This window comes from Paenibacillus sp. FSL R7-0026, assembly GCF_038004485.1.
Taxonomy (GTDB): domain Bacteria; phylum Bacillota; class Bacilli; order Paenibacillales; family Paenibacillaceae; genus Paenibacillus; species Paenibacillus xylanexedens_A.
The window spans coordinates 3,205,402-3,230,494 of the sequence record NZ_JBBORG010000001.1 but is presented as its reverse complement, the minus strand read 5'-3'; the positions used below and the strand labels follow the sequence as shown (position 1 = coordinate 3,230,494).

The window sequence follows — 25,093 nt, the reverse complement described above, 5'->3', positions numbered from 1 at the left end:
CGTCTAACCACTCTTATTTTTGATTAAAAACAAAAGCCGGCAGCTCCTAATTAGGAAGCTGGCGGCTATTTATTTCCTTTACCTAGCTGCCGATATTCGCTTGGCAGAAGACCTGTCAGTTCGCGGAAAATCCGGCTGAAATATTTCTCATCCGTATAACCCACTCGCTCCGCAATCCAGAAAATCGTATTATTCGTATTGAGCAAGTACTCTTTGGATTTCTCTACCCGGATGAAGCGGGAGTACTCATTAAAGGTTTTCCCCATCAGAACTTTGAAACATTGACTGAAATAACTTCGGCTGATGTTGAGTTGTTGGGAGAGACCTGAAGCTGTATAGGCCTGTTCCAAATCATGCTGCACGATCATCACTGCTTTTTTCACGGCATCGATGATTTCCTGCGAATACGAAGTCTGTTCATCAGCCTTTCGAATGCTTACAGCAGTCTGTTTGATCCATTCTTCAACCTCGTACCAAGACTCGAAAGAATGGATCATCGAGATTTTTCCAAGCGTAGTTTGACCAAAAAGGTGGTTCCATTCCATCACGATCGAGTACAGCAATCCCATCAACTGACCTTTATGTAATCGTAAGGATATAAACTGGTCAATGAGTTGATTGTAGTAACTGTCATGGTGGGTCCATGGGGTTTGGAACCAACGATGTTTAATCCGGTCAAGGTCCTCATCCTGCGGTTCTTTTGAACATGTGTCTTCCTCATTTATCGAAACGGCAATGACTTGGTTATTGGGGTTGTAAACATAGAATAAAGACGTCTCTGTATAATTCCTAATCCAGTTTTTGATGTGCGACCATGTTCGCTCTTGTACATCAGACAAAACCAACAACGTACTCTGGGGAACTTGATGCAGGCCTTCCTTCAATTGATAAAATAGTTGATCTTCTTCGGACGGGGGTGCAGCCCACATGCAGCTATTACGCTCAACCTCCCATCTTATCTCATCTTCATGCGCAGTTAGCTCCATTGGCCACTTATGCTCTGATTTGCGATCCTGTGAAACAAGGGCATACACATTTTGATAATGGAAATTGACTTCATTCTGCGAAGGCATCTTTCTTATCGTGCTTGTCAACCCGTTAATTCGGGTATGTATCCGTTGCAGAACATGTTCAAATTGCTCTTTCTCCAGCTGGACTTTGGCTATATAATCGATGGCTCCGAGTCTTAGCGCTTCCTGGATATAATCGAAATCCTGATGCAGTGTTAACACAACGATATGAAGTTCTGGATAGAGCTGCCTCGCAGCTCGCATCAGTTCAATTCCTGACATGACGGGCATCGCAAGATCCGTTAACATCAGATCGACCGGTTGGGTTTGTAGGAAATCCAGCGCTTTCGCCCCGTTGCTGGCCTCTCCTACAACCTCCATGTTGAACTCGTTCCATGGCATCGCAGAGCTAATCCCTTTGCGTACCAGCTTATCATCATCTACAATCAATACCTTAATCATGACGAGATATCTTCTCCTTTAATAGGCAATACAAGCAGTATGCTTGTCCCTGTTCCCAATTCACTCTCGATCACCAGTTGTGCTTGATCCCCGTACTGCGCCTTTAACATGCGGTGAACGTAATTGAGTCCGATACCCATTCCTACTTTTTGATGCTCAGCTACACGATTGTTCAGCAGATTATGAATGGTTTCCTCGGTCATACCTGCTCCATTATCTTGAATCATAATGTTCAGCGTTGCAGTGCATGTCACTTCAATTTGAATAAAACCTTCGTCACTCAATCCATGATATAGCGAATTTTCAACCAGCGGTTGCAGAATAAAGCGAGGCACAGGAATTTGAAGTACTTGTTCATCTGCAATAATGCGGACGTCAAATTCAAAATCATAGCGAATTTGCTGCAAAATCAGATACTGCCTTAGCGCATCAATCTCTTCTTCCATTGTGGATACTTGCCCTAATTTGCCTAGATTGTAATAGAGTAGCTTGTTCAATGATTGCACCAGCTTGTCGATCTCCCCTTGTCCGTTCATGACGGCCAGCCAGTGCACTGTATCCAGCGTATTCATTAGAAAGTGCGGGTTGATCTGATAGAGCAGCTTTTCCACTTCCAGGTCTGCACGTATCTTCTCTTTCTGCTGCACTTCCCTGAAGAGGTCACCAATTTGATGCTGCATATTCGAAAATTCACCCAACAGAAAATCAAATTCGGGGATCTGAGTGCGAGCTCGGCTTCCTTTCGTTTGTGGATTTTTGGACATCCCATTGATCTCCGAATGAAACAAACCGAGTGGTTTGTACACCATCTTCCACAGAAGCCAAGCAAGAAAAACGGTAAAGCCGAGGAAAAATAAAGCGACCAGCAATATTTGAAGCAACCACTGGTTTTTCTCCTGTTGATACTGAGCCTGCGAAATGACAGATACGACGCTCCATTTCTGTGAGGAATCCTCCTTGAACCAGTGATACCCACGGGATATTCCATCCTTGGCAGGATCGACCGTTAAGTTGGAGAAGTTCTCCCCGACCTTCATGGCCTCCGGTATTTCACTGTACACAATGTTTCCTGTACCATCCAGAATGAGATGAGATAATGCGCCGTTGTATTGATTGTAACCCAAGATATCCTGTGTAAGGCGAAAGCCGGATTCTACGTATATGTACACGTCGTCTCTTTTGGGCAGTTGTACTTTTCGCATGGCAGACAGAACGAGTTGGTCATCAAACCGGTTCATGCTGATATGGGGACCATAATACTTAATGCCATAAGTTTGGAAGAGCACTGGCAAAGATTCAGGAGAAAAATGATCCTTAATCGGAAAGTTGCCGAACTGCGTAGTGCCTTCTTTCTGGAAATAATATAAGGTCAATCCGATATTCGGATTGGTAAACGTGACCACACTTAACTCGCTCTTTAATTCGTCCCTGGCCTCGATTAATTCGAAGATATCGGAGGACGGATTCAAAAATTCATCCAACCTTTTGCCTACAGTACCACCGTAAGACAATTGCTGTGTAACGTGATTCAGATTGGTGATGGAATTCTCCAATGAAGATGTCACCTGCTGTAAATTGCTGCGAATGCCATCATCGATCTTATTTGCGAAAATGGAGTCAATCGTATAGTAAGAAATCGCAAATATGCTGATAAAGGGGATAAACGCACTGAGAAAGAACAATAAAAAGATTCTTTTTTTGAGTGTCATGGGGACCGATTCTCCTTCTGAAAATGAAACAGCAAGCCTCCTGCGTATGGAAGCTTGCTGTGGATATACATACAGCTATGCCGGTTATCGTTTTCTCCATAGGCCTCGTCCAAGTCCAATTTCCTTTCATCATTATAGATTGATATTCAAATAAGTCAAACGCTTTCATACTGTACGCATATAAAAAGTGCTACTCCTCAAAATGATGAGGAATAGCACTTAATATATGCGTACCTTACTTCAGTTGTAATTACTTCTTGTTAATGGAATGCTCAAACATTTCAGTCTACTCTCGCACCGTCACATTTAATTTGTGTGATCTGGTTTCCCCTGAAGAATTACGAAGTACAGCTTCATACTCGTAGATTCCAGGTACCCTTCCAGAGATTGAGGTAACCGCAGACTGTGCACCAGGCGAATGAGATTGCAGCGATTGTGTGTCAATCAATACACCATTTTCGTAAAGTTCGTATTCGGTTGCGTTTGTTCCCCACCACAGATTCATGTTGACATTATAGTTGCCGTTACCGTCCCAGTTGTCGTTCGACAGAACGGCTTGCCCCGGGGAAGCATCCGTGACGATGACTGTCAGTGGAACACTCATGGTTGAACCCAGTGCATTGATCAATTCTCCAGTATAGATATAGGTGCCATTTTTCTTTCCAGTAATATCAACTTGAACAGATTGGGCGGATGGAGATTGATCGACCAGAGAAATTTCCTTAATCAATTCACCATTCTCATACAGTTTGAACTGATTGCCATTATTCCCCCACCACAGATTCATAGTGATTGTATAGTCTCCGTCTTTGAGCCCCGTGTCGTAACCATTATTATCAGATAACACCGGAGTGCCAGGGGCACCATTTGCTAGTGGCGTTGTCTGATGTAGCCATTCCTCCCACTTAATCAGAACACTTGCCTGCTCATTTGTAAATACGGTTCCTCTAGCTGCTTGAACGTCATTACCGTAGGATGCAAGCAATTGACGCGCTTTTGCTCCTTCACGATCATTTGCTGCCTGTTTGGCCTGCTGTAACGTGTTTGTGAGTTGATCAGCAAGAACACCAGCATTAGGATCGATCGATTCATCTGCAAAGGCATTGGTCAGATTGATCAGGCTGTCGAATGTAGCAATAACGCCAAAACGATATTCTACCGTCTGTTCCCACCCAGCCAAATCGGAGACGGTTGCCGTAACCTGGTTCAGGCCGGGTTCCAGTGTATACGCAGGAGTGTCGAGAAGCACACCCTCCGGTTCTTCCACACCGGATACCGAATCGGAGGCTGTATAGCCAATTTCCACATGCTGATCAATGGTGTACTCGGTTTGACCATGAATTTCAATGGTTGGAGGTACGAGATCAATCGATATGGACAAAGACTGTTCACTCTCTTTGTTGCCGTCAACATCGACACTCCAGTAGGTGATGGTATGTGTACCTTCTTCAGTTAGGGTCAACTGTGTGCCACTCACCGTTTCGCCACCATTGATTTGATAATAGGTCCCTTCGATTTCGGAATCTTCATCGCTTGCTGTGAAGGTTACTTGTGCCGGAGAAGTATACCAGCCGTTCTGCAATTCTCCTTCCACAGTTGCCGTAGTATGCGGGGCTTCCTGCTCCGGAGTTTCTCCTTCCAACGTAACAAAATCAGATAGCGGAATATTCAATTCCTTTACAAGTCGTGCCACCAGTTCAGACACCTTGATTGCACCGTTCATTTGCAAATGTGTATTGTCTTCGGTTGTACCTACCCACATGAATATCGATTTGGTTCCTTCTGTGCCAAGCTCCTGGAAATGCTCCCAACTGGCTTGGTTCAGATCAATGATGAGCGTGTCGGTTTCCTGTGCTGTTTCTTTCATCGCCTTTACGTATTCCGGGAAGCTCTTGTTCAGCACCTCTCCAGTAAAATCACGACGATTCACTGGCGTGACCAGAACTGGAATTGCCCCTCTCTGCAGAGCGCCGTTAATGTATTCTTTGAGATATACCTTAAATTGCTCTGGTGTAAGATAACGCTCTGGACGTGAAGGTGTGGAATCGTTATGAGACCACTGCATGAACAGATAATCGCCTTCTTGAATGTCGAGTAAAATATCGTTGAGATATCCACCGACCAGGAAGGTCTTGCTGCTCAAGCCTCCAACTGCCCGGTTATCAATACTGACTTCATTTGGATCAAAAAATCCACCCAATGTTTCTCCCCAGCCTGCTTGCGGACGATAGTTTTCCGCGTAATTGGCCACCGTGGAATCACTGGCCAAATAAATAACTGGTTTATCACTTGCACTGTGATCTGGCAGTCGCTCCAGCTTCAGCGCATTGATCTTCGGTGCATTTCCGGTAAAGTTGAAGTTAAATACCCCATCAATCAGGGCAACGTCATACGTGATTTCTTTGAATTCGCCCTTGGCAATGCTTGTAAGCGGTAGCTTTGTCATCTGCTCTACCACGACATTTGCGCTGGTTGATTCCTCCGCATCCCCGATGGTCATCGTTACCCGGTAATTCGCCGGCTCCATTTCCGCCAGGAAAGAGGTACCGTTTACTCGTGTGAAATCTTCCTTGAGCAAATCTCCGGTTTCCCGGTTCTCATCTTTGGTCAGCGCCGTATCAGCAAAGCCGAACCCATTGCCTTCAATGTACGCTCTTTTGGCATCTACCTTGATGTATCCGTCGGCTGCGCTGCCAGAACCAAAGTCAAATTTGTATTCACTTATCTCTTCGCTTGGTTCACTTGTCAATGAATCTTTCGCCACAGTTAACATGTTAAATGTATGGTCAACTTTAGCCTGCGTGGCTTCCGTATTGAATATAGCTTCCGCAGTTGCCAAAGCCCGGTTCACCACGGCCTTCGATGCATCTGTATATTCCGACAGATCAATTGCTTTGATCTCATCGTACAGAGCGATTAAGGCCGTCTGATCGCCACTCTCCGAAGAGAGCTGAGTGCCTTCAATCCGCACGTTATCGATCTGGGTAGTCCAGTTCAACGTGCCTCCACCGCCTTTTCTTGTTCCCAAGAACCGCATGGATCTGACGTTGTCCGCATATGCGGCGGAACTCAGCGAGATATCTGCAATCGTTTGGGTAACTGTCGGATCGGCTATGTTCGTTAATGTCAGATCCAATGTTTTCTCGGCAAAATTAACGGTAGCATCCACATTGACCCACTGGTTCTTGGAAATATCTGTAGCTGTTCCCCCTTCAGGTATGGCCGTATCCCCTGTACCGTAGTCCGGATTATATGCACCGACAAAATAATGAATTTTGGTGCTTCCGGTTTTCGTAAACAGCGTGAAAAGGGCATTTTCGTTCGAATCCTGGATCGTGAGATGACCTTCTGATGGATAGGCACTCACATTACCGGATTGCCAGTCAAAGTTCACGTTCACCTGATCGCCGTTTACGGCATCAAACAGACGGAACACCTTGGCCCGATTGCCCGATCCGGAACCCGCGACGGACAATACCTTATTTCCGGACTGGTCAACAACGGTTCCTGTCATGGTTCCTGCAATACCCGTGGCATTGACCATCGCATACTGGTAGCCCGCAGCGTCGCCTTGAAAATCCTCCTCATAGAGCTGGGTTTCCGGCTCTGGTTCTGGCTCGGTGATATCCGGATCGATAACCAGCGACGAAATGCTCAGCTCCATGTCTTTGACTGCACCAGCAACGAGTCCGGCAATTTTCTGTGCACCATGGCTGCTGAAATGGGTATTATCGTTGATTCCATTCGGGTATTTTGGATATTCACCCGGATTAGCATATAGGAATACTTTTTCCGTAGCGGTATTACCAATTTTGTCGTAGTACGCAATACTTAACTTGCTCAGATCAATCAGCGGCACGCCAAGCTCTTCAGCCACTTCTTTGGCAGCCTGAACATATGCCGGGAAGCTGACGTTGAACTCCTGAGTCACCGTATTGAAGTCTCTGCGTCCAACCGGAGTGAGCAATACGGGTGTAGCGCCGCGCTGTTTGGCACCGTTTACATAACGAGTTAAGTAGACCTTATAATCCTCCGGTGATGCATACCGGTCCGGTATCCCTGCACTAGCGTCGTTATGACCAAAGGAAATGAAGAAGAAGTCCCCCGGCTTAATTCGCTGCAGGATCGTATCCAGACGACCGTCTACCATGAATGATTTGCTGCTTCGGCCGCCGATCGCATCGTTCACGATCACTGCCCCATTGGAGAAATAGCGTCCGAACTGTTGTCCCCATCCTTCTTGAGGAGCCTGCATTTCACTGTAAGATTGCATGGTTGAATCACCGGCCATATAGATCGTTGTTGCCGCACCGGCTACTTTCTCTGGATATTTCTCGATGATGACGTCTTGGATGTCTATGGCTGTACCCGTGAAGAGAAGATCGAGCTGTCCATCCACCACAGCAATATCATAGGAATACTCCAATGGTGTCCCTGCTGTCACATTGGTTACGGCGAGCTTCTGGACGAATTCAGATTTGACTCCAACGTTCGAGTCATTTGCATCATTGCCCAATCGCAGCGTCACCTTATAGTTTGCATTGGGCAGGTCAACAGCAAATGTCGTACCTGTCGCAACCGAAACCTGGTTTGCCCCTACCGTAACATCCCTTGTATCCTTGAAGCCGTATCCCGGATCTTGTGCGTAGAGCGTATCCTGTATGTTCGTACTTCCTGACGTAGTCTCTGTACCGAAATTAAAACGGTAGACCGGCTCCAGCATTTCAGCTTCGCGAGTCAGCGCCAAGTCGGCTTTAGGGAATGCTGTAGCTTCCGCTCCAAGATAAAAGCCGGTATGAGGCGGCTGGTTGTAGGCTACATTTTGCCAGGCTACGCCAAGTCGATACACAGGATCCTGCATCAGCGTAGGGATGCGATAGTCTGAAGGAATGGTCGTTGTGTAGAGACGATACTCCGAACTATCTTCGCTCCGCAGCAGAAGCTCCTCACGCCAGTCGCCCAGAATGTCCGCCTGAAGTGCCGGATTGCCTTTGGTATGGTTGTTCGTTAACGTACCGGTTGCCCGGAAGATTTCATTCAGCTTTTTGTTTTGGTAATCCCACTTATAGATGAGCGGAATTCCTTTGGCTGTGCTATTATCCCACTCATGGTCCAACAGCTCCCGCTGAAGATCTCCATCCCACCAGATGGCGAAATTGGCGGTTTTGGGCCCTTCCTCCACAGTGTAGATAGCCTCTCCTGTTGCTGAATAGGTATTGGTTACAGGTACACTTTGCCCGTTGGTAACGGTCGTGGCCCATGATTCGTAACCCGGATAGTTCGGATCAATGTCCGCCGACATCCCGCGACCGGTGTCAAAACCTGTTTTCTCACCCCAGAGGATTTCGCCTGTTGCCGCATTGCGCATCTCCAGTCCGTATGCCGCATCCGAATGCTCATGCACGCTTACGACCTGGTACCCCTCTCGATTTGGATCGAGCTGGCCGGCATGCATGGCATCACCGTGGCCGAGTCCAGTGCTGTACAGCAAGCTGCCATCATCATCAATGGCCAAGGCGCCAAACATAATTTCGTCCTTGCCGTCCTTGTCGACATCCAGCACACTTAGATTATGGTTGCCCTGTGATTGATATTGTGATCCTGCTTCATTCGTGTCGAACGTCCAGCGCTTGACGAGTTCCCCGCCAACATAATCATAAGCAACAAGCACAGTGCGGGTATAGTAACCCCGGCTCATCACGACACTTGGCTTCGTACCGTCCAGATAAGCGATGGCGCCAAGGAACCGGTCTACACGGTTGCCATAGCCGTCACCCCAATCGTTGACGTTGCCTCTTGGTGGATCATAATTCACAGTAGACACAGCCGCGCCAGTCTCACCGTTAAACAGTGTGAGATATTCCGGCCCTGACAGTATGTATCCGCCGTCGTTGCGATAATCTTTCGTGCCGTCACCAATGACCGTGCCTTGGCCGTCCTTCGTGCCGTCCGCCGTCTTGACAACAACCTCGGCCTTTCCGTTGCCATCGAGGTCATATACCATTAACTGCGTATAATGCGCTCCGGCGCGGATATTGACTCCCAGGTCAATCCTCCACAGCTTTGTGCCATCCAGTTTGATGGCATCGATATAGACATTGCCCGTATAACCGGCCTGCGAATTGTCCTTGGAATTGCTTGGACTCCACAGGAAGACGATTTCATATTCGCCATCGCCGTCCAAGTCAGCTACGGACGCGTCACCTGCATAATAAGAGTAGGTTCCACCATCCTTAGTCCGGCCATCGGCCGGTTTATCGAGCGGAATAGGCAAATAATCGTTATGCCAGACTGATACAACCTCCGGTTGCATTTGCTCTTTGCCTGCAATAACGGTGGAGATCTGATATTGCGAGCTGTCGAAACCAGTGGTGTCCACATAGTTCGTCACATCGCTTATGGGTGATGCGTTCACTTTGGTTCCATTTTTATATATATTGAAAGCGATATCATCTGGGTCGTTGTTTAAATACCTCCAGCTTAAAAAAACGCCGTTGTCCACAAGAACCGCAACCAAACCCCTTTTCAGGTATTCTGCTTGGCGACCCGGCAGGCCGTTTGATGATGACTCTGCACGCATCGGTGCCGGAGGAACAGCCAGTGAAATAACCATAAGGAGTGCTAAAAAAGATACAAACATCGATTTCTGGATGGAAACAGTTCTTCGGATCATTCGATTAACTCCTCCTTATCTAAGAATTCATTTTTAGAATCATCAGTTCGATCCTGCCCTGTTTGTTGTCAAATGAACACAATTTACAGCCACCTCCTCTTTATGTTACCGCTTACATTTATCTTACAGGTCTAAAAAAAGACAGACAATCTAAAAAATGTGACGTATTATATAAAATAATTGACTTTTTTAGGAAGGAGATGAAACGATGGTTCATACGGTTTCTTATGCTTTTCGTAATGACGATACATCAATCATGACACTGGACTCTATTGGATGGCAGATCGTTTCTAGCGAGGAATATCGTTGTCCAAGTGATGATAGACCGGACCCGGGGCACGTCGTTTTTCAATACACACTTAATGGTCAGGGTTATCTGGATATTGAAAATCAAACGATTCCTTTACCAAAGGGACATGCCCTACTTGTTAAAATCTCTGGAGAACATTGCTATTACTATAAACAAGAGAACAACGAACCCTGGGAATTTATATGGATCAACATTCGCGGGGATGAAGCCAACCGAATTTGGGATATGATCCATGATAATGAGGGACATGTCATTCGACGAAACGCGGACTCTCCCTTGATTCAAGAGTTATGGCAAATTATCCATTTGATTCATCAAGAGAAAGTTACGGACAAGTATCGCTTGTCCATGCAAGTCTATCGGTGGTTGCTTATCTTGGTACAGACGAGTCGGGATGCGGAGAAGGATATCGGTGCCTTATCCATAACAACGATTGAGAAATGTAAAAAGTTTATTCGAGAGAATTATGCCTCCCCTTTGACACTGGATCTGCTGGCCAGTCATTGTGATATCAATAAACACTATTTGTGCAGGTTATTTCAGAAATCCGAGAAAACATCACCGCTAGCCTATCTCAAAGACAGACGCATTGAGGTTGCAGTACGATTACTACGTACAACGGAACTTCCGATTTCCCAAATTGGTCAACAATGCGGCTTTGAGAGTCCCAGCTATTTCGGCAAAGTTTTTCGTCAATATATGTCCATGTCTCCCAAAGAATATCGCATGAATAAGCTAGAGTTTCCTTACGAGGCCATCTATTATGAATAGCTAAACTCGCTGTTTGCTAGTTGTCCTTGGCTCGGGAACTGCTCTTGTACCAATAAAAATAAAAAAAGCCGCTAGAATAGCGACTTTTAATGGAACTATGTTCTTTTTTTGTGCTTCGATAATTGATGCACTTATTGAGCGGTGTATCCTCCGTCTATGATCAAGCTGTTTCCTGTCATATATGAAGAATCGTCACTAGCTAGGAACAGAACGGCTTTCGCCATCTCTTCTGCTTGACCCAGACGTTTCATCGGTGTTGCCGCAGAAAGTGCTTGCTTGCTCTCTTCCGGGATAATCGGTGTATCGATAAAGCCTGGGCAAAGGGAGTTCACCCGAATATTCTGCTCAGCATACTCGAGCGCGAGCGAACGAGTCAGGTTTACAACGCCGCCTTTAGCTGCATTGTAGGCTGCTGAACCAGGCGAACCAACCCATCCGTACATGGAAGCCGTGTTGACGATTGTACCTCCGCCAATTTTCAGCATTTCGCGAATCGATTCACGTGCAACCAAGAATACGCCGTCCAGATCAACATTGACCGTATTGCGCCATTCGGCATAATCAAGCTCATGCGTCGGATGAACACGTCCGATTCCCGCATTGTTGAATACGATATCCACTTGACCAAATGCTTCTACGGTTTGTTTGAAAATCTCAGAAACCTCTTCTTCACTTGTTATGTTTGCTTTAATAAAGAGAGCCTCTGCTTTAAGCGCTTTCAGTTCCTGCTCAAACGCCTTGCCTTTTTCTTCATTCAGATCCACCAAGACCACTTTAGCTCCTTCGGAAACGAATAAGCGAGCTGTCGCTGCACCAATCCCGGATGCTCCTCCTGTGATGACTGCAACTTTATCTTGAAGTTTGCCCATGAATAAATCCCCCAGTATAATATTTTGAATAGCGCCTATATAAATAGTGCTATATGATGTTTACAAAACTAATTCTATGCTTAAAATTGTAACAATCCAATCATTAAGATGTGACCAAGTGTCTACCTCGTAGACACTTTATAAAACTATGTCTATATTTATAGGAGTTTTCTTGAATGAATAATGAACTTATTGTGACATCTCAACATCGTAATCGAACCAAGGAGCACCTAAAAACCGCTCTGATTCAGCTCATTAAGAAAAAAGGATTTCATGGTGTTTCTGTCAAAGACATCGTTGATCAGGCGGGTTATAATCGCAGCACGTTTTATTTACACTACCAGGATAAGTATATTCTCGCCGAAGAGTTGTTGAGTATGACACTCGAAGGATTGAGGGGCGCAGTAGGCAAACCCTATTGGCACGGTCAAAAGGTTTCAACAAACAAGCTGGATGCCGAATCTTTTCAAATCGTGGATTATATCTACGAACACCGTGACTTCTTCGAACTGATTCAATACGATGATACGTTACCCGGTCTACATACAGGCTTTCCACAAACCATACTCAAAATCTATCAGGAGCAATTTGTCTTTGAGACGATCAACAACTCCCCAGTCAATATGGATTATTTCAAGTACTATACCGCCTACGGTTTTTTTGGACTGTTGAACAATTGGATATTAAGCGGATATCGTGAATCACGTGAGGCATTTATCAAAAACGTGATTGATCTTACCAAAACGCATATTCACTCTTTTCATTATGTCGGTAACACGTTTGAATCTTGATCTCAAGTAAGTTGATTTGAACATCACGATGAACGATATGTCTGCCTTAGATAACAGGCCAGTTGCAGATGGAGCAGATGCTCCTGATTACTCAGGGACATGCCCAGAATCTCTTCGATTTTATGAATACGCTGATACAAAGTATTGATATGAATATGAAGTGCTGCCGCAGCTTGGACCGCAGAACTTCCGCATGCCATATACGTCATGAGAGTTTCCTCTAGTCCGCCGGTCTGCCCTTTGGCAGGCCGAAGCGGCTCAAATATCTCTGCCATAAACGCATTCAAATCCTCAGCCGGTTGCCGGATAAACAACCGGTTAACACCAATATCCGTATATCGGATCGTCCCTTGTTCTCCCCTTGTCTTCTGGTATGCAAGCGCCTTGTCCGCTTCCTGGAATCCCGTATTAATGGCATCGACACCAGACCGCACTGAACTTAATCCCCCCAACAATTTCACATGATTACGATGTTCCCACTCCGGCAGCAATGCGCTGAACTGTTGTTCCAGTTTGCCAGGCTTGTGCGACTCATTCAGCATAAGCAGTACTGTAATTCGTCTATCATTGCCAAACGCAATGGGCAGCGCTCCTGCTGGCATTTTCTCTCTTAAATACGCTACCAATTGAACAGACAACGCGCTAAGCGTAGAAGGGTTGACCCACTCCGCAAACTCCAGCAGTCCCACCACGATGGAGGTTGAAGGAACGATTCCGATCTCCCCGGACTTCTGCCAATAATCCTCTGAATCCTGACTGAGCCTCAAATCGTTGAAAAATTGCTGTGTTTTCTTAAAATAAAATTCGGCCAGGGACTGCTTGCGCATTAATTCCAGGGCCAAAATGGAGCTTCCCTGCTCCAGCGCAATCAACTGCAATGGTTCGAGCTTTGTGTTCATCTGGATAATGAGATAACCAAGGCACTGATTGGCTGAAGCAATCGGATATAGATATTGATACGATCGGTCGGCTACTCCCTCGATACACGTCAGATAATCCGGATGATGCAAGGATTCGTACAAGCTGCGAAGACTTTCTGCATTCCAGCCATTCATGATTTTGCTGCGTTTCGGAATCCATTCGTTGTCGATAAAATCCACAAAGGTCATCGATACGCCAATAACACGTGCCAGTTCGTTAACAATAGATACCGCGCCCTTATTTTGCAGCGAAAGCCGCATAAGCGAGGAGTGAATCTCATCCCGTTTCATGAGTGTCTCGTTCTGTTTGCTCAGATTCTCGTACAGTTTGGCATTTGTGATCGCAATCGAAACCTGATCTGCAAAGCTTTGCAGTAGCCTAACATCCGACTCCGTGAATAGCGGGACCCTCCCTTTTTGATAAACGATTAACACACAATCCGATTGGCCTTCTACCTTGATAGGCACCGAAATGATTGAACCTATATTTTGAAAATTGTACGCTGAGTTCAGATGATATTTGTTGTCCAATGTCATATTGCCAAAGTCGTCTTCTACTGTTGATAAACCGTTGTAGAGCTTTGGTGTACCTCGCTTAAAGGTGTTTCCGATGATCCCTTCACCTGGTTTCAGCTTCATTCTCAGCATGCCTTCACCCATCTCCCCTGCTCTTGCCTTGACCGTTAACGCGTCGATCGCAGGGTCATACCTCCACAACACACCTATGCACTCATAAGGGATAACCGATAGTGCACTTACCAAAATCCGTCCAAGCAACTCGTTCAGATCCAGAAGTTGAGTCACATCCCTAATGCTGTTCATTATTTCATTCAAGGCTCGTTCATTCTTGCTTGCCACAGCTTCCGTATAGTATGGGTAAAGCAAAGACGACAGTGTAACTAAATCTTCCGCAGAAAACTCCCAGTTCTTAAATACCCGGATAGACACACATATATTGTTATTGTATGGAAGAAAAACTAACATATTTTCTTCTGACTCCCGTTCTACTTTGGGATGTTGCAGTGGAAGCTGTTCCGCAAAACAAGGCGGTGTACTTTCTCTTCTGCCTATCGCTTCGATCAGTATCCAATCCGCCCAGTTGCTGCTGATCCACACCTCGTAATCGCAGTTTCCCAAGCGTTCTTGCAGGATTTTATGTAAGATTCCATTCAACGAAGCCGCCCCCTGTCAATGTAGGTTTTCACATCATGAATAAGATAATTATACAGAGATATACATTGTCTTGAAACCCCTACATACTGTAACTTTAAAGCAACACAGAAATTTAGTTAACATTCGATGAGAAAGAAGGTAACGCGATGTCTAAAATCATGCACAGTAAACACTTCAAGTACATTGTTCTCACTCTCTTGTTTCTCGGCTGGTGTCTTGGCAACCTGGATCGTTTCGTCATCAACTATGCCATTGTAGGCATTACTCAGGATCTGGGCCTAGGTGCTTCTGCACAAGGAATCATCCTCAGTAGCTTTTTTCTCGGATATGCCATTATGCAAATTCCAGGCGGAGCACTCGCCGACCGTTTCGGTTATCGGAAAGTTATTCTCGTTTCCTTGTTCTCGTGGTCCGTATTCACTATTCTGACTGGTTCAGCCTGGTCGTTGTTCTCTCTTATCTTTGTTCGTTTCCTATTTGGGATCGGAGAAGGCAGCTTCTTCCCTTCCGGTTCCAAGGCCATCGCCACGAACTTTCCCATTAATCAGCGCAGTGGAGCCATGTCCATTATGCTGTCATCCGCAGCCATTATGGGGGTTGTCACTCCGATTCTAACCGGACATGCCCTTGTGACCATTGGCTGGCGCAACCTGTTCTATATCATTGGTGCGGTGGGCATCCTTATCACAGCCATGATGTTCTTTTTATTAAAAGAACCCGCCAAGCCTGCACTTGCGACCTCCGGCTCGGGCCAACAACCCAAAACGTCACTGAAAACCGTCCTGAAGACGCCCATGATCTGGAATTTGTTCATCAGCTACTTCAGTATCTATGCAGTGAACTGGGGGCTTCAATCCTGGATGCCGACGTACATGGTCAATGTCCGAGGACTGGATATGACTCAAATGGGACTGCTCGCCGCCATTCCGGCTTTGGTCAGCATTTTCACCATGATTCTCAGCGGCTATGTGCTTGACCGTATCCCGGCAGGCAAAGATCGAATTATCGCTTCCGTGTTCGGTGTACTTGTGGCCTTGTTCCTGTATCTGATGGGCTCCGCGGGAAGCATCACCACATTCATTACGTACATGACAATCGTTACGGCAATGGCCGGATTTATCTCAACACTAATCATTTCGAAGTCCCTTAAAACGATGCCCGAATCTGTCGTTGCGACAGCCAATGGATTCATTAACACAGGAGCTCAGCTTGCAGGTTTCCTGACTCCGATGCTGATCGGATTCCTGGTTGAAGCTTCCGGGGGATCTTATGCCACCGCCTTTATCATGCTGATCGCTTTCGCTCTGATCTGCTCCATTACCTTGATGTTCTCTCGTCGTTCGAATTCGGATCAGGATAACACAACTGAGATGCAAGCAAAAGCCGTATAAACACAAGAGTTTGCCGCCATATGTTACTTCCACATTTAGTTCATGTTCTATTCGACAATACAACCATTTTAACGAATAAGAGGTGCTATGAATTATGACTACAACTGTAGATTTGACTCAATTTATATCGGAAGCGATTGAGGGAAAACACGATATGTTCACCAATGCCAGTGACCAAATCTGGGGATTTGCAGAGACCCGTTTCGATGAATTCCAATCAGCAGAGCTGCTTATGGGGATGCTGGAATCCGAAGGCTTCACGATCGAGAAAGGTGTGGCGGGATTGGAAACTGGATTTATCGCTTCATATGGTTCGGGGCTGCCCGTCATTGCTCTCTTGGGTGAATACGATGCACTTGCCGATCTCAGCCAGGAAGCCGGAATCAGCACATATCAACCTGTTCAGCCGCGTGGAAACGGTCATGGATGCGGGCATAATCTGCTCGGCATCGGTGCATTGGCTGCTGCCGTCGCGGTCAAAGACTATCTTCAGGAGCATCCGGAGACCCCAGGTACGGTGCGCTTTTACGGATGTCCTGCCGAGGAAAGTGGATACGGTAAAACCTATCTGGCTCGGGAAGGTTATTTTAAAGATGTAGATGCTGCCCTCTCCTGGCACCCTCATTCTATGAATGCCGTTATGCATGGAAGCTCCAATGCAGTCATTCACGGTACATTTACCTTTAAAGGTATTAGTGCTCATGCTGCTGCCGCTCCTCACCTGGGACGCAGTGCTCTCGATGCAGTTGAGCTGATGAATATCGGTTCGAATTATATGCGGGAACACATGATTGATCAGGCCAGAATTCATTATGCGATCACAAACTCAGGCGGCTTGGCTCCCAATGTAGTGCAAGCGGAAGCAGAGGTCACGTATCTCGTTCGAGCTCCCAAGAGCGCACAGGTACGCAGTCTGTTTGAACGTCTGGTGAAAGTGGCAGAAGGGGCTGCCTTGATGACCGAAACAACGATGGATTTTAAATATGAAGGTGCCTGCGCCAACCTGATCCCGAACAGTACGCTTGAAAAAGTGATGCATCAGCATCTCGTTGCCTTCGGCGCTCCTGATTATGAAGAGAATGAATACAACTATGCCAAAGCGATCTATGATACGCTGCCGCTCCAAAATCAGCAGGAAGCTGGTGCGTTAGTTGGCCCTGAGCTTGCTCCTCTTCTTGCCGAGCGGCCGCTGCCGAACTTTGTTGCCCCTTATTCGGATGAGAAGGAAACATTCATGGGCGGTTCAACCGATGTTGCAGATGTTAGCTGGAATGTGCCGACAGCACAGTGTATTACAACGACGATGGCATTTGGCACGCCGCTTCACGCATGGCAGACCGTTGCTCAGGGTAAGAGCAGCTTTGCTCACAAAGGTATGTTGCTCGCAGCCAAAGCAATGGCGGCTACGGCTATTGAGTCCATTTTACATCCAGAGATCATCAAGGAAGCGCAACAGGAATTGTTGGACAGACTCGGCGGGGAATCCTACGACTGTCTCGTTCCAGCAGATGTGCAACCTCCGAAACGGGGAGAATAAGCCCGTGAGGTTCAAAGACGTATTTTCTATTATTGGCCCAGCCATGGTTGGGCCTTCAAGTTCCCATACCGCTGGAGCAGCACGGATTGGACGTACAGCTAGACATCTGTTCGGGGAGTGTCCCTCACATGCGGAGATCCTCATGTTTGGTTCTTTTGCCGCAACGTACAAAGGACATGGAACCGACACCGCCATTGTCGGTGGTCTGCTCGACATGGACACGGATGATCCCGGACTGCCTGAAGCATTTGCCCATGCAGATACTGCCGGTATGGAAACTATCATCCGTCCGGGGACAGGTCTGTACCCTCATCCGAACACGGCCGAGATTGTATTAACCAATGCTGCAGGAAATCGCACATTGAATATGGTAGGCACATCGATCGGTGGGGGAAATATCGAAATCGTCCGGATCAATGGCTACAACCTGAAGTTGACGGCCCTCTACCCTACACTCATCATCCGTCACAGCGATGAACCGGGCGTCATTGCTGTGGTCACTCGGTTGCTCGTGGATAATCACATTAATATTGGACACATGTCCGTGGATCGAAAGAACCGACGCGGCGAAGCCATGATGGTACTGGAATGTGATGGCAAGATGGATCCTGTCGTGGTCCGCCAGATTGAGGTGCTTCCGGAAGTCCATGGTGTCACTCTACTCTGTCTATAGCTTAAATATCTGACTTCAGCTTTCTCAAAAAAAGGAGTTTCGCCAATGAATTTCCGAACGTTAAAACAACTTGCCGAACTGGCGGAGACTCGTAACCTTACCCTCGGACAGCTCATGTTGGAAGAGCAATGTCATGAGTCGGGCGAAGACAAGGACGCGGTCTTCGGACAAATGCATGAGTATTACGGAATTATGAAAAGCGCGGTGCATCAAGGTCTGCATACCGATACAACTTCCAAAAGCGGCTTGACTGGTGGGGATGCCCGTAAACTGATGGCTTACCGTGCAGATGGGCAATCCTTGCTAGGCGACCATGCCAGTCTGTCGATGAGTTACGCACTCGCGGTGTCCGAGGTCAACGCCTCGATGGGCCGAATTATTGCTACGCCGACGGCGGGTTCCTGCGGTATCATCCCTGGGGTATTTATTAGCAGCCAGGAACGGTTTGGTTGGACTGATGAACAAATGGTTTACGGCCTGTTCGCGTCTGGAGCCATTGGTTACGTCATCGCCAACAATTCGTTCATCTCTGGTGCGGAAGGTGGCTGTCAGGCGGAAGTGGGTTCTGCCATCGGGATGGCAGCCGGGGCGTTGGTGGATATCCGGGGCGGGTCCCCTTCTCAGTCTATCCACGCCGTTGGACTTGCTCTGAAAAACACCCTCGGCCTGATCTGTGATCCGGTTGCCGGATTGGTAGAGATACCTTGCATCGTGCGCAATGGCTTTGGCGCAATTACCGCTCTCGGAGCCGCCGATATGGCTCTTGCCGGCGTACGCAGTGTCATCCCTTCGGATGAGGTGGTACAGGTCATGCTGGAGGTCGGATCAGCCATGCCTGAATCGCTACGCGAAACAGCAGCCGGCGGCCTCGCCCAGACCCCGACAGGACGCAAAATCACAAGGGATTTACAACATAAATAAAAAATGGGCATGTCATTTATACGAGAGGAATAAAATCCTCAAGATAAATGCATGCCTAATTAAAAATTAATTTAAATACAAGCCTAAGCGGTAAGTAATTGGACTTTTTTCTTTTCTCTAGACAATTGAACATAAAACTAGCCTGTATAAATAAACTCATTATAATACGGGTCCCATTCTCCAGTTACAAATCTAGCAATGACTGCTTTTTCTAAACTAACAGGTGACCAAGACTCCAGTTCGGAGGCAACTTCAATCTGTGAAGCACTGGGAGTTTCAGTCACAATATCACCCTTATGATCTACCAATGTATATCCATCTTCAGTTTCCTCTTTGTACATGGGAAATGTCATCCTAGGTATTGGAGCATTACCAATCACTTTCCAGATACCATCTTCAATCCTGGAGTTTACAGTCTGTATTAAGAAAATGATTGGATTAGAAGTGATTTCACTTACTGTTGGGTGTTCCATTGATAACAAATTAAATACAATCATACAATCTGATATTCTTCCTTCAGAAACAACTTGTCCATAACAATTCCAATCCTGATTAAGTCTTATCGAGAAGACATCTCCTATCTTCACCGAAACTCTTTTTTTCATTATTGTATCCTTTACTATTTCTTTTTTATTCGACCTAGTCTTCTAAGTGGAATTTTTAACAGCGTATTAATGTTTCAGGGTTGCAGAGTGCCTTTCAGTAACTGTTTTATTAATTAAAGCAACTTCAAAATCAGATACCCATGTAAGTTCACCTAGATGTTCAGCATAGGCAAATTCATCTGGTTGTTCTGATATAATCTTCTCTAAAAGTACTTGCGTACCATCTCGTTGTAAAATAGATAGGAATATATCCATGCTATCTACATTATGATGACATATGACTCTAGCATTGTACTTCTTATTAGGGCTCTTTACGTCTTTTTTCCAAGTCCATTCATTTACATAATCTAACTTCTCTATTTGCAAAGCTGTCTCCATAAATGGATTAATATCCCAATTATTACGTAGAGCAAGTTTCTCTATGCCTTCCATTAGCAGGCGAAGCGTAGCCTTTTTTTTCTCCAACTCATTTTTTCCACTAAAGTCATTCAAACTAAATTGGATCGGTACCGAACACACACCAGAAACGTTAACAATCCGTTCATCCGTAATGTTTTCTACACACTCTATTAGGACTTTCCAACAATCTTTCGTTTTGTATTTCCCCAACAGACGTTCATACATCGCTGTAATACAGCGAGTTTCCAAACTAAAAGAGCGTCTTTTCCATTTCCAATTCAACGCATAATCTAATTTTGTTGCTTCGTTGTACTCACATTTTTGTTTTTTCATTATAGATTCAATATTTTCATCATCTACAATATACGGTAAATCCAAATTGAATCCTTTTAGATACATCTGCTTCTCTCCTTAGATTACTCCCGATGGTTAGTGCATTATTAACTTCTATCCAAACTTGAAGCCCAGTTTTTGAAGCAATTAAGCATCTCTTCTAAATTTTTGGCTCCCCCTGCACTGTGAAACACTCCATCTCTCACGATACAGTAGAACCAATCTTCTTCAGTTCTCTCTTCTTCAATCGAATCAAATGGCACATCTTCTAAATAGGTATCCGTCAAATCGATTTCGACAGACCAACCAGGATTATCCACCGTATCAATTCGCACACCGTATGAATGTTCCCAATCACCGTCACAGTTTTCATAATACCAGCTTTGAATCCATTTTAGGGTATCCATCATTGTGACCTCTTTTTAGTTTTTTCTACTCTAGGGAATTATCATTTAAAGGAATCCTCATGCCATGTTTCATACTTTTTTCGTATGAATTACCTTTTAGTAATAATTTGCTTTTTTTATGTAGGTTATACTTAAAAGCAAGGGGAAAACTTTATCTCAAATCAAGGAGGTCATTATGAGAAAAATAATATTGTTTATCTTCATTAGTATGATTATACTTGCGGGCTGTTCTAACAAGGATGAGAAAAAGAATTATCCAGTTTTCGAGGCACTGTAGTATTTAAAACAGATGAAAATGATAAGTATAAATTTCTTTTACTACAAAATATAAGTAAGCAAGACCTGGAGAATGGAAATCTTGAGGATTTTATAGAACTAGCACAAGACCAGGAAGCTTCGTATTATTTGGTCAATAGAGAAACATATGAAACAATTGAAGTAGGGCAAAGAGTAAGAATCACTGCTGGCTTAGACCAACTAGAACCCTCGCCACCCATTAGAACGGTTGTGAGTCTTGAACAAATCAATGATTAAAACTTATTAAATATGAACTATTTTAAGTTATGTATCATTCTCTCATTCGAAATATATTTCCCCAAATGATAAAAAGACCTTAACGTTTTAAAGCAAAAGTAAGGTCTCTTTATCATTTTAATTTCAAGATCAGAGTTGAATCACGTGCAGTTAAATCCGACCACCCGGTTCTCTCCTTTTATTACGCAATAAACCCTCCCGAATTCAGGCAAATCAATTCTGAGGCTTTTGAGGTTTTTTAATCATCTGTACGCCGTCAAAGGTAAGGCTGTCAATATCAGTTTCCTTTTTCAACATATATTTATCAAAGAACGCCTTTGTATAAGAAGTGATAATGTTGCGTTGTTCCATCGCGTCCCGGGTTCCTCTGGATGCTTTATCCGTAGTTGTAAACAAGGAATCGGAGAAGTCACCATGGACTACATTATCAATAATGGCAAAGTAGGTGTCCTTGCTGTTGGATTCAAGAAGAAATGCATTCGTATTATAGGCAAGTACAGTGCTGAGCTGCATGAAGGGTTTCTTAAAATCACTATCCAAGGCACCTAACAAATTACCGTCAAGGTTTACAGCGCCGACAAATCGGTCATCGTCACGGCTAACAATTGCCGCCGTCGTTCCTCCAAAAGAATGTCCGAACACACCCATTCCGATATCAAGCTGCAATCTGCCTTCAAACATGGATTCCATGTCACCTGTATTCATTTTGTACAAGTTATCTGCAACATATCGAACATCCTCGCTCTGTAAAACGGCATATTTTGCAAACTTGACTGCTTCAGGCGCCGAAGTTAATTTGCGAGCAATCTCAATAGCTTCTTCTTCCTCGAGCTTTTCTGTCACAATTTCAGGTGGTGTTAGGGTGGCCGCTTCCATTCCGTATTTCGTTACTTCATCCATAAATTTATCTGACAACCCAACCGTTCGTCCATCTTTAAGTTTGTACACACCACTTTCGGCATGGCCGATGGATACCACAATATAGCCAGCGCTTGCCAGGTCTTGAGCGAACAAAGTACCTTGTTGCGGGTAAGCGCCTGCGCCATGAACAAAGAATAAAACCGGATATTGTTTGTCCTTTTCAGACAAGGCCAGATCGTCGTAAGACCATGTCTTGAAATTGGAATCAAAAAGCTGCTCACCACCCGCCGTTCCTCCTAATCTAACCAAAAGCTCATCCCTTAGTGAATGAAACTCCGGAAATGCATACTCTGCCGTTGGCTTGCCCTCATTGCTGTCGGACGGATAGAAAAATAATGCCGTCAGTTCTCTTTCTGAATGGTTAGATGCTGTGTACTTGAAGTCCATCTGTGTACGTCCGACCGTATAACTTCCCATTGGTTTCGGAAACTCATTCTGATCAGAAGCAACCCTATTTTCAGGTTTAGGAATTTCCTCCTGTGTGGAAGTCCCGCTATTAGTGCTGCTGCAGGCGGAGAGCATGGTCAGTGAGAGAACAGTTGCCAGAATCGTTGTCAGTCTTTTTTTCATCATTTTTCCTCCAATTTGTATTCATGCATCTATCATAAACGGAGGGAAAAAATAAAAAATCGTACAAAAGGGCAATCCCCACATGTACGATCGGGCAAATCTATGAAACGTTCGATTATAAATGCAATATTCCACGCTCCACCGCGACGGCGACGGCCTGCGGTCTCGAATCGACACCCAATTTATTGTAGATACTCGTTAAATGAGTCTTTACAGTCCGTTCGGATATGCCCATATCAAAGCCGATCTCTTTACTTCGGGAGCCGCGGGCAATCGCTTGAAGCACGATCAGCTCTTTGTTTGTAAGTGATATTTTCGATGAAGGTGACTCTTTCGCCTTTCCTGATGCCGTGTGAGCAAAGACTTTCTCGGTAATCTCCGGAAGTAGCAACGTTTCTCCACGCATCGCTGCATCAATCGAACGAAATATCATCTCTCGTCCCGTGTCCTTTAGCAAATACCCTTTAGCACCTAAAGCCAGCCCGCGGATCATCATTTCATCCTCGTTATATGTAGTCAAAATAATGATCGGTATATCCATTCCTTTAGCTCTGAGCGCTGTCATGGTATCAAGGCCGCCCATTTCAGGCATGTTTAAATCCAATAGAATAATGTCCGGCTTGTATGTATCTACCCGTCGAATCGCTTCCATACCGTTAGATGCTTCTGCAACTACCTCGTACCTTTGATTGGTTTCCAGGATCAGCTTAAGTCCCTCACGAACGACAAAATGGTCGTCCACGATAAGAATCTTGATTGTCATACGGTGGTGTCCTCCTGTTGTAATGGAATGCGAACAGAAACTTTGGTTCCCTGCTTTCCGCTTTCAATTTCGATCTCCCCGCCCATAATTCGGGTTCGTTCATATAAGCCAATTAAGCCATAACTACCGGATTGTTTCTCGATGAGGATGGTATCGAACCCTATTCCGTCATCCGTTATGCTTAGCTCGATTTCGTTTTCCCGTGCAGCAACCACGACTTCTACATTCGTAGCATTAGCATGTTTAGCTGTATTGGCCAAGCATTCTCGGATGATATGTAAGCTATGTTCGAAGATCAACTTCGCCACCACCAGATGGGGCATCGATAACTGAGTGACAACACGAATCCCTGTTATATGTGAGAAATGTTCAGCCTCTTCCTTCACTGCTTTAGAAATATCTATGACCTCTGCAGACGAACGCAAGTCGTCAATTGCGCTTCTCGCTTCTGAAAGCGTGCGCTTTGCTTGGGCTTTTGACAACTTAACAATCTCGTGTGCACGATGGTTATTATCATTTTCTAAATGCGCATCCACGGCATCAAGCTGCATGATAAGACCTGCCAGCCCTTGTGCAAGGGTATCATGTAAATCACGGGCCATCCTTTGACGTTCATTGGCAATCGTTAGCTCCTCCACTTTCCTGTGCGCTCGTTCCAATTCACGTAAAAACGACTGGGTCCGCAATTTGGCACGAACTTGTTTATAGAACAAAGCAGCATAGCCGATTACGAAAAACATGATGAAGAAGAGCGATGGTACTGTAGATGGCAAATCCTCGGTAGTCCCGAGCCAAACCAGGGAGACAGAAAACAAGGTGCAGTAAAAGATACATACCAGAAGCACCTTCATCCGTTGAGCGTATACGCCAATACTCTGACCCGCCAAAGCTGTCAATAGACTTACAAAGATGAGAGAATGAGCATTAGGCATAAATAACGCACACCCCCAGACAATACATCCTTGTGTCACAAAATAAATCCAGGGTCTTCGATCGACAACGTATCCGGCATACCAATGCAGCAGAATGTGAACCAGAATGAGGGCTGTAAACATCATAAATTCAAACCATGTGGGCAACATCGGTAGCTGGGAGTACAATGCAGAAAAATAAATCAGAATACCCCAGATCAAAGCAGGCAGACGAGAATCACGCAGAACATTTTGAATATCAGATCGGGAGCTTGTATACGGTTGGTTTATCGAATAATCACTCATGCTTGATCACCTCTATCAGGTACTATTTCAAAACAATCTTCCTAAACACAAAAAAACGGTACATTACTGTACCGATCATTGACTCACTCCATCTATGTTAATGTACGAGGTGTCTCGAAGTCCAGCTCCAGCAG

General features: G+C 45.4%; 18 protein-coding genes. 7 read left to right on the top strand and 11 right to left on the bottom strand.

The features are described from left to right. Window positions 1-65: 65 nt before the first annotated feature. The 3 genes from MKY44_RS14435 to MKY44_RS14425 all read right to left on the bottom strand — a co-directional run bounded on the left by MKY44_RS14435 (window position 66) and on the right by MKY44_RS14425 (window position 9,854). The gene (locus MKY44_RS14435) at window positions 66-1,472 is read right to left on the bottom strand and encodes a response regulator transcription factor (RefSeq protein ID WP_341007613.1); all 1,407 of its coding nucleotides are present in this window, start codon (window positions 1,470-1,472) and stop codon (window positions 66-68) included. Beyond that, window positions 1,469-3,181, bottom strand: a complete 1,713-nt coding sequence (locus MKY44_RS14430; protein WP_341007612.1) for a sensor histidine kinase — start codon at window positions 3,179-3,181, stop codon at window positions 1,469-1,471. Before MKY44_RS14430 ends, MKY44_RS14435 begins: the two co-directional genes overlap by 4 nt. A gap of 286 nt (window positions 3,182-3,467) precedes the next feature. After that, a complete protein-coding gene (locus MKY44_RS14425) occupies window positions 3,468-9,854 on the bottom strand; it encodes a rhamnogalacturonan lyase family protein (RefSeq protein WP_341007611.1) in 6,387 nt (2,128 codons plus the stop codon). Between the two features lie 208 nt (window positions 9,855-10,062). On the opposite strand from MKY44_RS14425, the gene MKY44_RS14420 reads away from it, so the two are divergent. After that, a complete protein-coding gene (locus MKY44_RS14420) occupies window positions 10,063-10,935 on the top strand; it encodes a helix-turn-helix transcriptional regulator (RefSeq protein WP_074095228.1) in 873 nt (290 codons plus the stop codon). A gap of 131 nt (window positions 10,936-11,066) precedes the next feature. On the opposite strand, the gene MKY44_RS14415 is transcribed toward MKY44_RS14420, so the two are convergent. After that, window positions 11,067-11,804: an SDR family NAD(P)-dependent oxidoreductase gene (locus MKY44_RS14415; RefSeq protein WP_076210575.1), complete on the bottom strand. Its 738-nt coding sequence runs from the start codon at window positions 11,802-11,804 to the stop codon at window positions 11,067-11,069. 176 nt (window positions 11,805-11,980) lie between these two features. Between MKY44_RS14415 and MKY44_RS14410 the strand changes: the two genes are divergently transcribed. Further along, window positions 11,981-12,595 (top strand): TetR/AcrR family transcriptional regulator, encoded by a 615-nt coding sequence (locus tag MKY44_RS14410; protein ID WP_047843147.1) that lies wholly within the window; start codon window positions 11,981-11,983, stop codon window positions 12,593-12,595. A gap of 23 nt (window positions 12,596-12,618) precedes the next feature. On the opposite strand, the gene MKY44_RS14405 is transcribed toward MKY44_RS14410, so the two are convergent. Then, a complete protein-coding gene (locus MKY44_RS14405) occupies window positions 12,619-14,688 on the bottom strand; it encodes a helix-turn-helix domain-containing protein (protein ID WP_341007610.1) in 2,070 nt (689 codons plus the stop codon). A gap of 146 nt (window positions 14,689-14,834) precedes the next feature. Here MKY44_RS14405 and MKY44_RS14400 point away from each other — a divergent pair, with 146 nt between their 5' ends. The 4 genes from MKY44_RS14400 (at window position 14,835) to sdaAA (ending at window position 19,210) form a co-directional block, all read left to right on the top strand. Further along, on the top strand, window positions 14,835-16,079 hold the full coding sequence (locus MKY44_RS14400; RefSeq protein WP_341007609.1) for an MFS transporter: 1,245 nt from the start codon (window positions 14,835-14,837) through the stop codon (window positions 16,077-16,079). A gap of 94 nt (window positions 16,080-16,173) precedes the next feature. Continuing rightward, complete coding sequence (locus MKY44_RS14395; RefSeq protein WP_341007608.1) at window positions 16,174-17,616, top strand: M20 family metallopeptidase; 1,443 nt, start codon at window positions 16,174-16,176, stop codon at window positions 17,614-17,616. A 4-nt stretch (window positions 17,617-17,620) separates the two neighbouring features. After that, a complete protein-coding gene (gene sdaAB, locus MKY44_RS14390; protein WP_341007607.1) occupies window positions 17,621-18,289 on the top strand; it encodes an L-serine ammonia-lyase, iron-sulfur-dependent subunit beta in 669 nt (222 codons plus the stop codon). Window positions 18,290-18,334: 45 nt separating this feature from the next. Beyond that, window positions 18,335-19,210, top strand: coding sequence for an L-serine ammonia-lyase, iron-sulfur-dependent, subunit alpha (gene sdaAA, locus MKY44_RS14385; protein ID WP_341007606.1), 876 nt, complete (start codon window positions 18,335-18,337; stop codon window positions 19,208-19,210). Window positions 19,211-19,347: 137 nt separating this feature from the next. On the opposite strand, the gene MKY44_RS14380 is transcribed toward sdaAA, so the two are convergent. The 3 genes from MKY44_RS14380 to MKY44_RS14370 form a co-directional block, all read right to left on the bottom strand. Next, a complete protein-coding gene (locus MKY44_RS14380; RefSeq protein ID WP_341007605.1) occupies window positions 19,348-19,815 on the bottom strand; it encodes an Imm26 family immunity protein in 468 nt (155 codons plus the stop codon). 66 nt (window positions 19,816-19,881) lie between these two features. Next, the gene (locus MKY44_RS14375) at window positions 19,882-20,613 is read right to left on the bottom strand and encodes a hypothetical protein (protein ID WP_341007604.1); all 732 of its coding nucleotides are present in this window, start codon (window positions 20,611-20,613) and stop codon (window positions 19,882-19,884) included. Between the two features lie 41 nt (window positions 20,614-20,654). Further along, the gene (locus MKY44_RS14370; RefSeq protein WP_341007603.1) at window positions 20,655-20,957 is read right to left on the bottom strand and encodes an immunity 53 family protein; all 303 of its coding nucleotides are present in this window, start codon (window positions 20,955-20,957) and stop codon (window positions 20,655-20,657) included. A 324-nt stretch (window positions 20,958-21,281) separates the two neighbouring features. On the opposite strand from MKY44_RS14370, the gene MKY44_RS14365 reads away from it, so the two are divergent. Then, on the top strand, window positions 21,282-21,488 hold the full coding sequence (locus tag MKY44_RS14365; protein WP_341009857.1) for a hypothetical protein: 207 nt from the start codon (window positions 21,282-21,284) through the stop codon (window positions 21,486-21,488). 213 nt (window positions 21,489-21,701) lie between these two features. Here the strand turns inward: MKY44_RS14365 and MKY44_RS14360 are convergent, their stop codons facing one another. From MKY44_RS14360 to MKY44_RS14350, 3 genes are all read right to left on the bottom strand, one after another. Beyond that, window positions 21,702-22,982 (bottom strand): alpha/beta hydrolase, encoded by a 1,281-nt coding sequence (locus MKY44_RS14360; protein ID WP_341007602.1) that lies wholly within the window; start codon window positions 22,980-22,982, stop codon window positions 21,702-21,704. Window positions 22,983-23,094: 112 nt separating this feature from the next. Continuing rightward, a complete protein-coding gene (locus MKY44_RS14355) occupies window positions 23,095-23,742 on the bottom strand; it encodes a response regulator transcription factor (protein WP_341007601.1) in 648 nt (215 codons plus the stop codon). Beyond that, window positions 23,739-24,959, bottom strand: coding sequence for a sensor histidine kinase (locus MKY44_RS14350; RefSeq protein ID WP_341007600.1), 1,221 nt, complete (start codon window positions 24,957-24,959; stop codon window positions 23,739-23,741). Before MKY44_RS14350 ends, MKY44_RS14355 begins: the two co-directional genes overlap by 4 nt. Window positions 24,960-25,093 lie beyond the last annotated feature (134 nt).

Coding starts and splice junctions, on each gene's coding strand:
- MKY44_RS14395 (WP_341007608.1), top strand. CDS start 16,174: ATGACTACAACTGTAGATTTGACTCAATTTATATCGGAAGCGATTGAG.
- sdaAA (WP_341007606.1), top strand. CDS start 18,335: ATGAATTTCCGAACGTTAAAACAACTTGCCGAACTGGCGGAGACTCGT.
- MKY44_RS14355 (WP_341007601.1), bottom strand. CDS start 23,742: ATGACAATCAAGATTCTTATCGTGGACGACCATTTTGTCGTTCGTGAG.
- MKY44_RS14400 (WP_341007609.1), top strand. CDS start 14,835: ATGTCTAAAATCATGCACAGTAAACACTTCAAGTACATTGTTCTCACT.
- MKY44_RS14425 (WP_341007611.1), bottom strand. CDS start 9,854: ATGATCCGAAGAACTGTTTCCATCCAGAAATCGATGTTTGTATCTTTT.
- MKY44_RS14350 (WP_341007600.1), bottom strand. CDS start 24,959: ATGAGTGATTATTCGATAAACCAACCGTATACAAGCTCCCGATCTGAT.
- MKY44_RS14410 (WP_047843147.1), top strand. CDS start 11,981: ATGAATAATGAACTTATTGTGACATCTCAACATCGTAATCGAACCAAG.
- MKY44_RS14375 (WP_341007604.1), bottom strand. CDS start 20,613: ATGTATCTAAAAGGATTCAATTTGGATTTACCGTATATTGTAGATGAT.
- MKY44_RS14435 (WP_341007613.1), bottom strand. CDS start 1,472: ATGATTAAGGTATTGATTGTAGATGATGATAAGCTGGTACGCAAAGGG.
- MKY44_RS14415 (WP_076210575.1), bottom strand. CDS start 11,804: ATGGGCAAACTTCAAGATAAAGTTGCAGTCATCACAGGAGGAGCATCC.
- MKY44_RS14380 (WP_341007605.1), bottom strand. CDS start 19,815: ATGAAAAAAAGAGTTTCGGTGAAGATAGGAGATGTCTTCTCGATAAGA.
- MKY44_RS14360 (WP_341007602.1), bottom strand. CDS start 22,982: ATGATGAAAAAAAGACTGACAACGATTCTGGCAACTGTTCTCTCACTG.
- MKY44_RS14370 (WP_341007603.1), bottom strand. CDS start 20,957: ATGATGGATACCCTAAAATGGATTCAAAGCTGGTATTATGAAAACTGT.
- MKY44_RS14430 (WP_341007612.1), bottom strand. CDS start 3,181: ATGACACTCAAAAAAAGAATCTTTTTATTGTTCTTTCTCAGTGCGTTT.
- MKY44_RS14420 (WP_074095228.1), top strand. CDS start 10,063: ATGGTTCATACGGTTTCTTATGCTTTTCGTAATGACGATACATCAATC.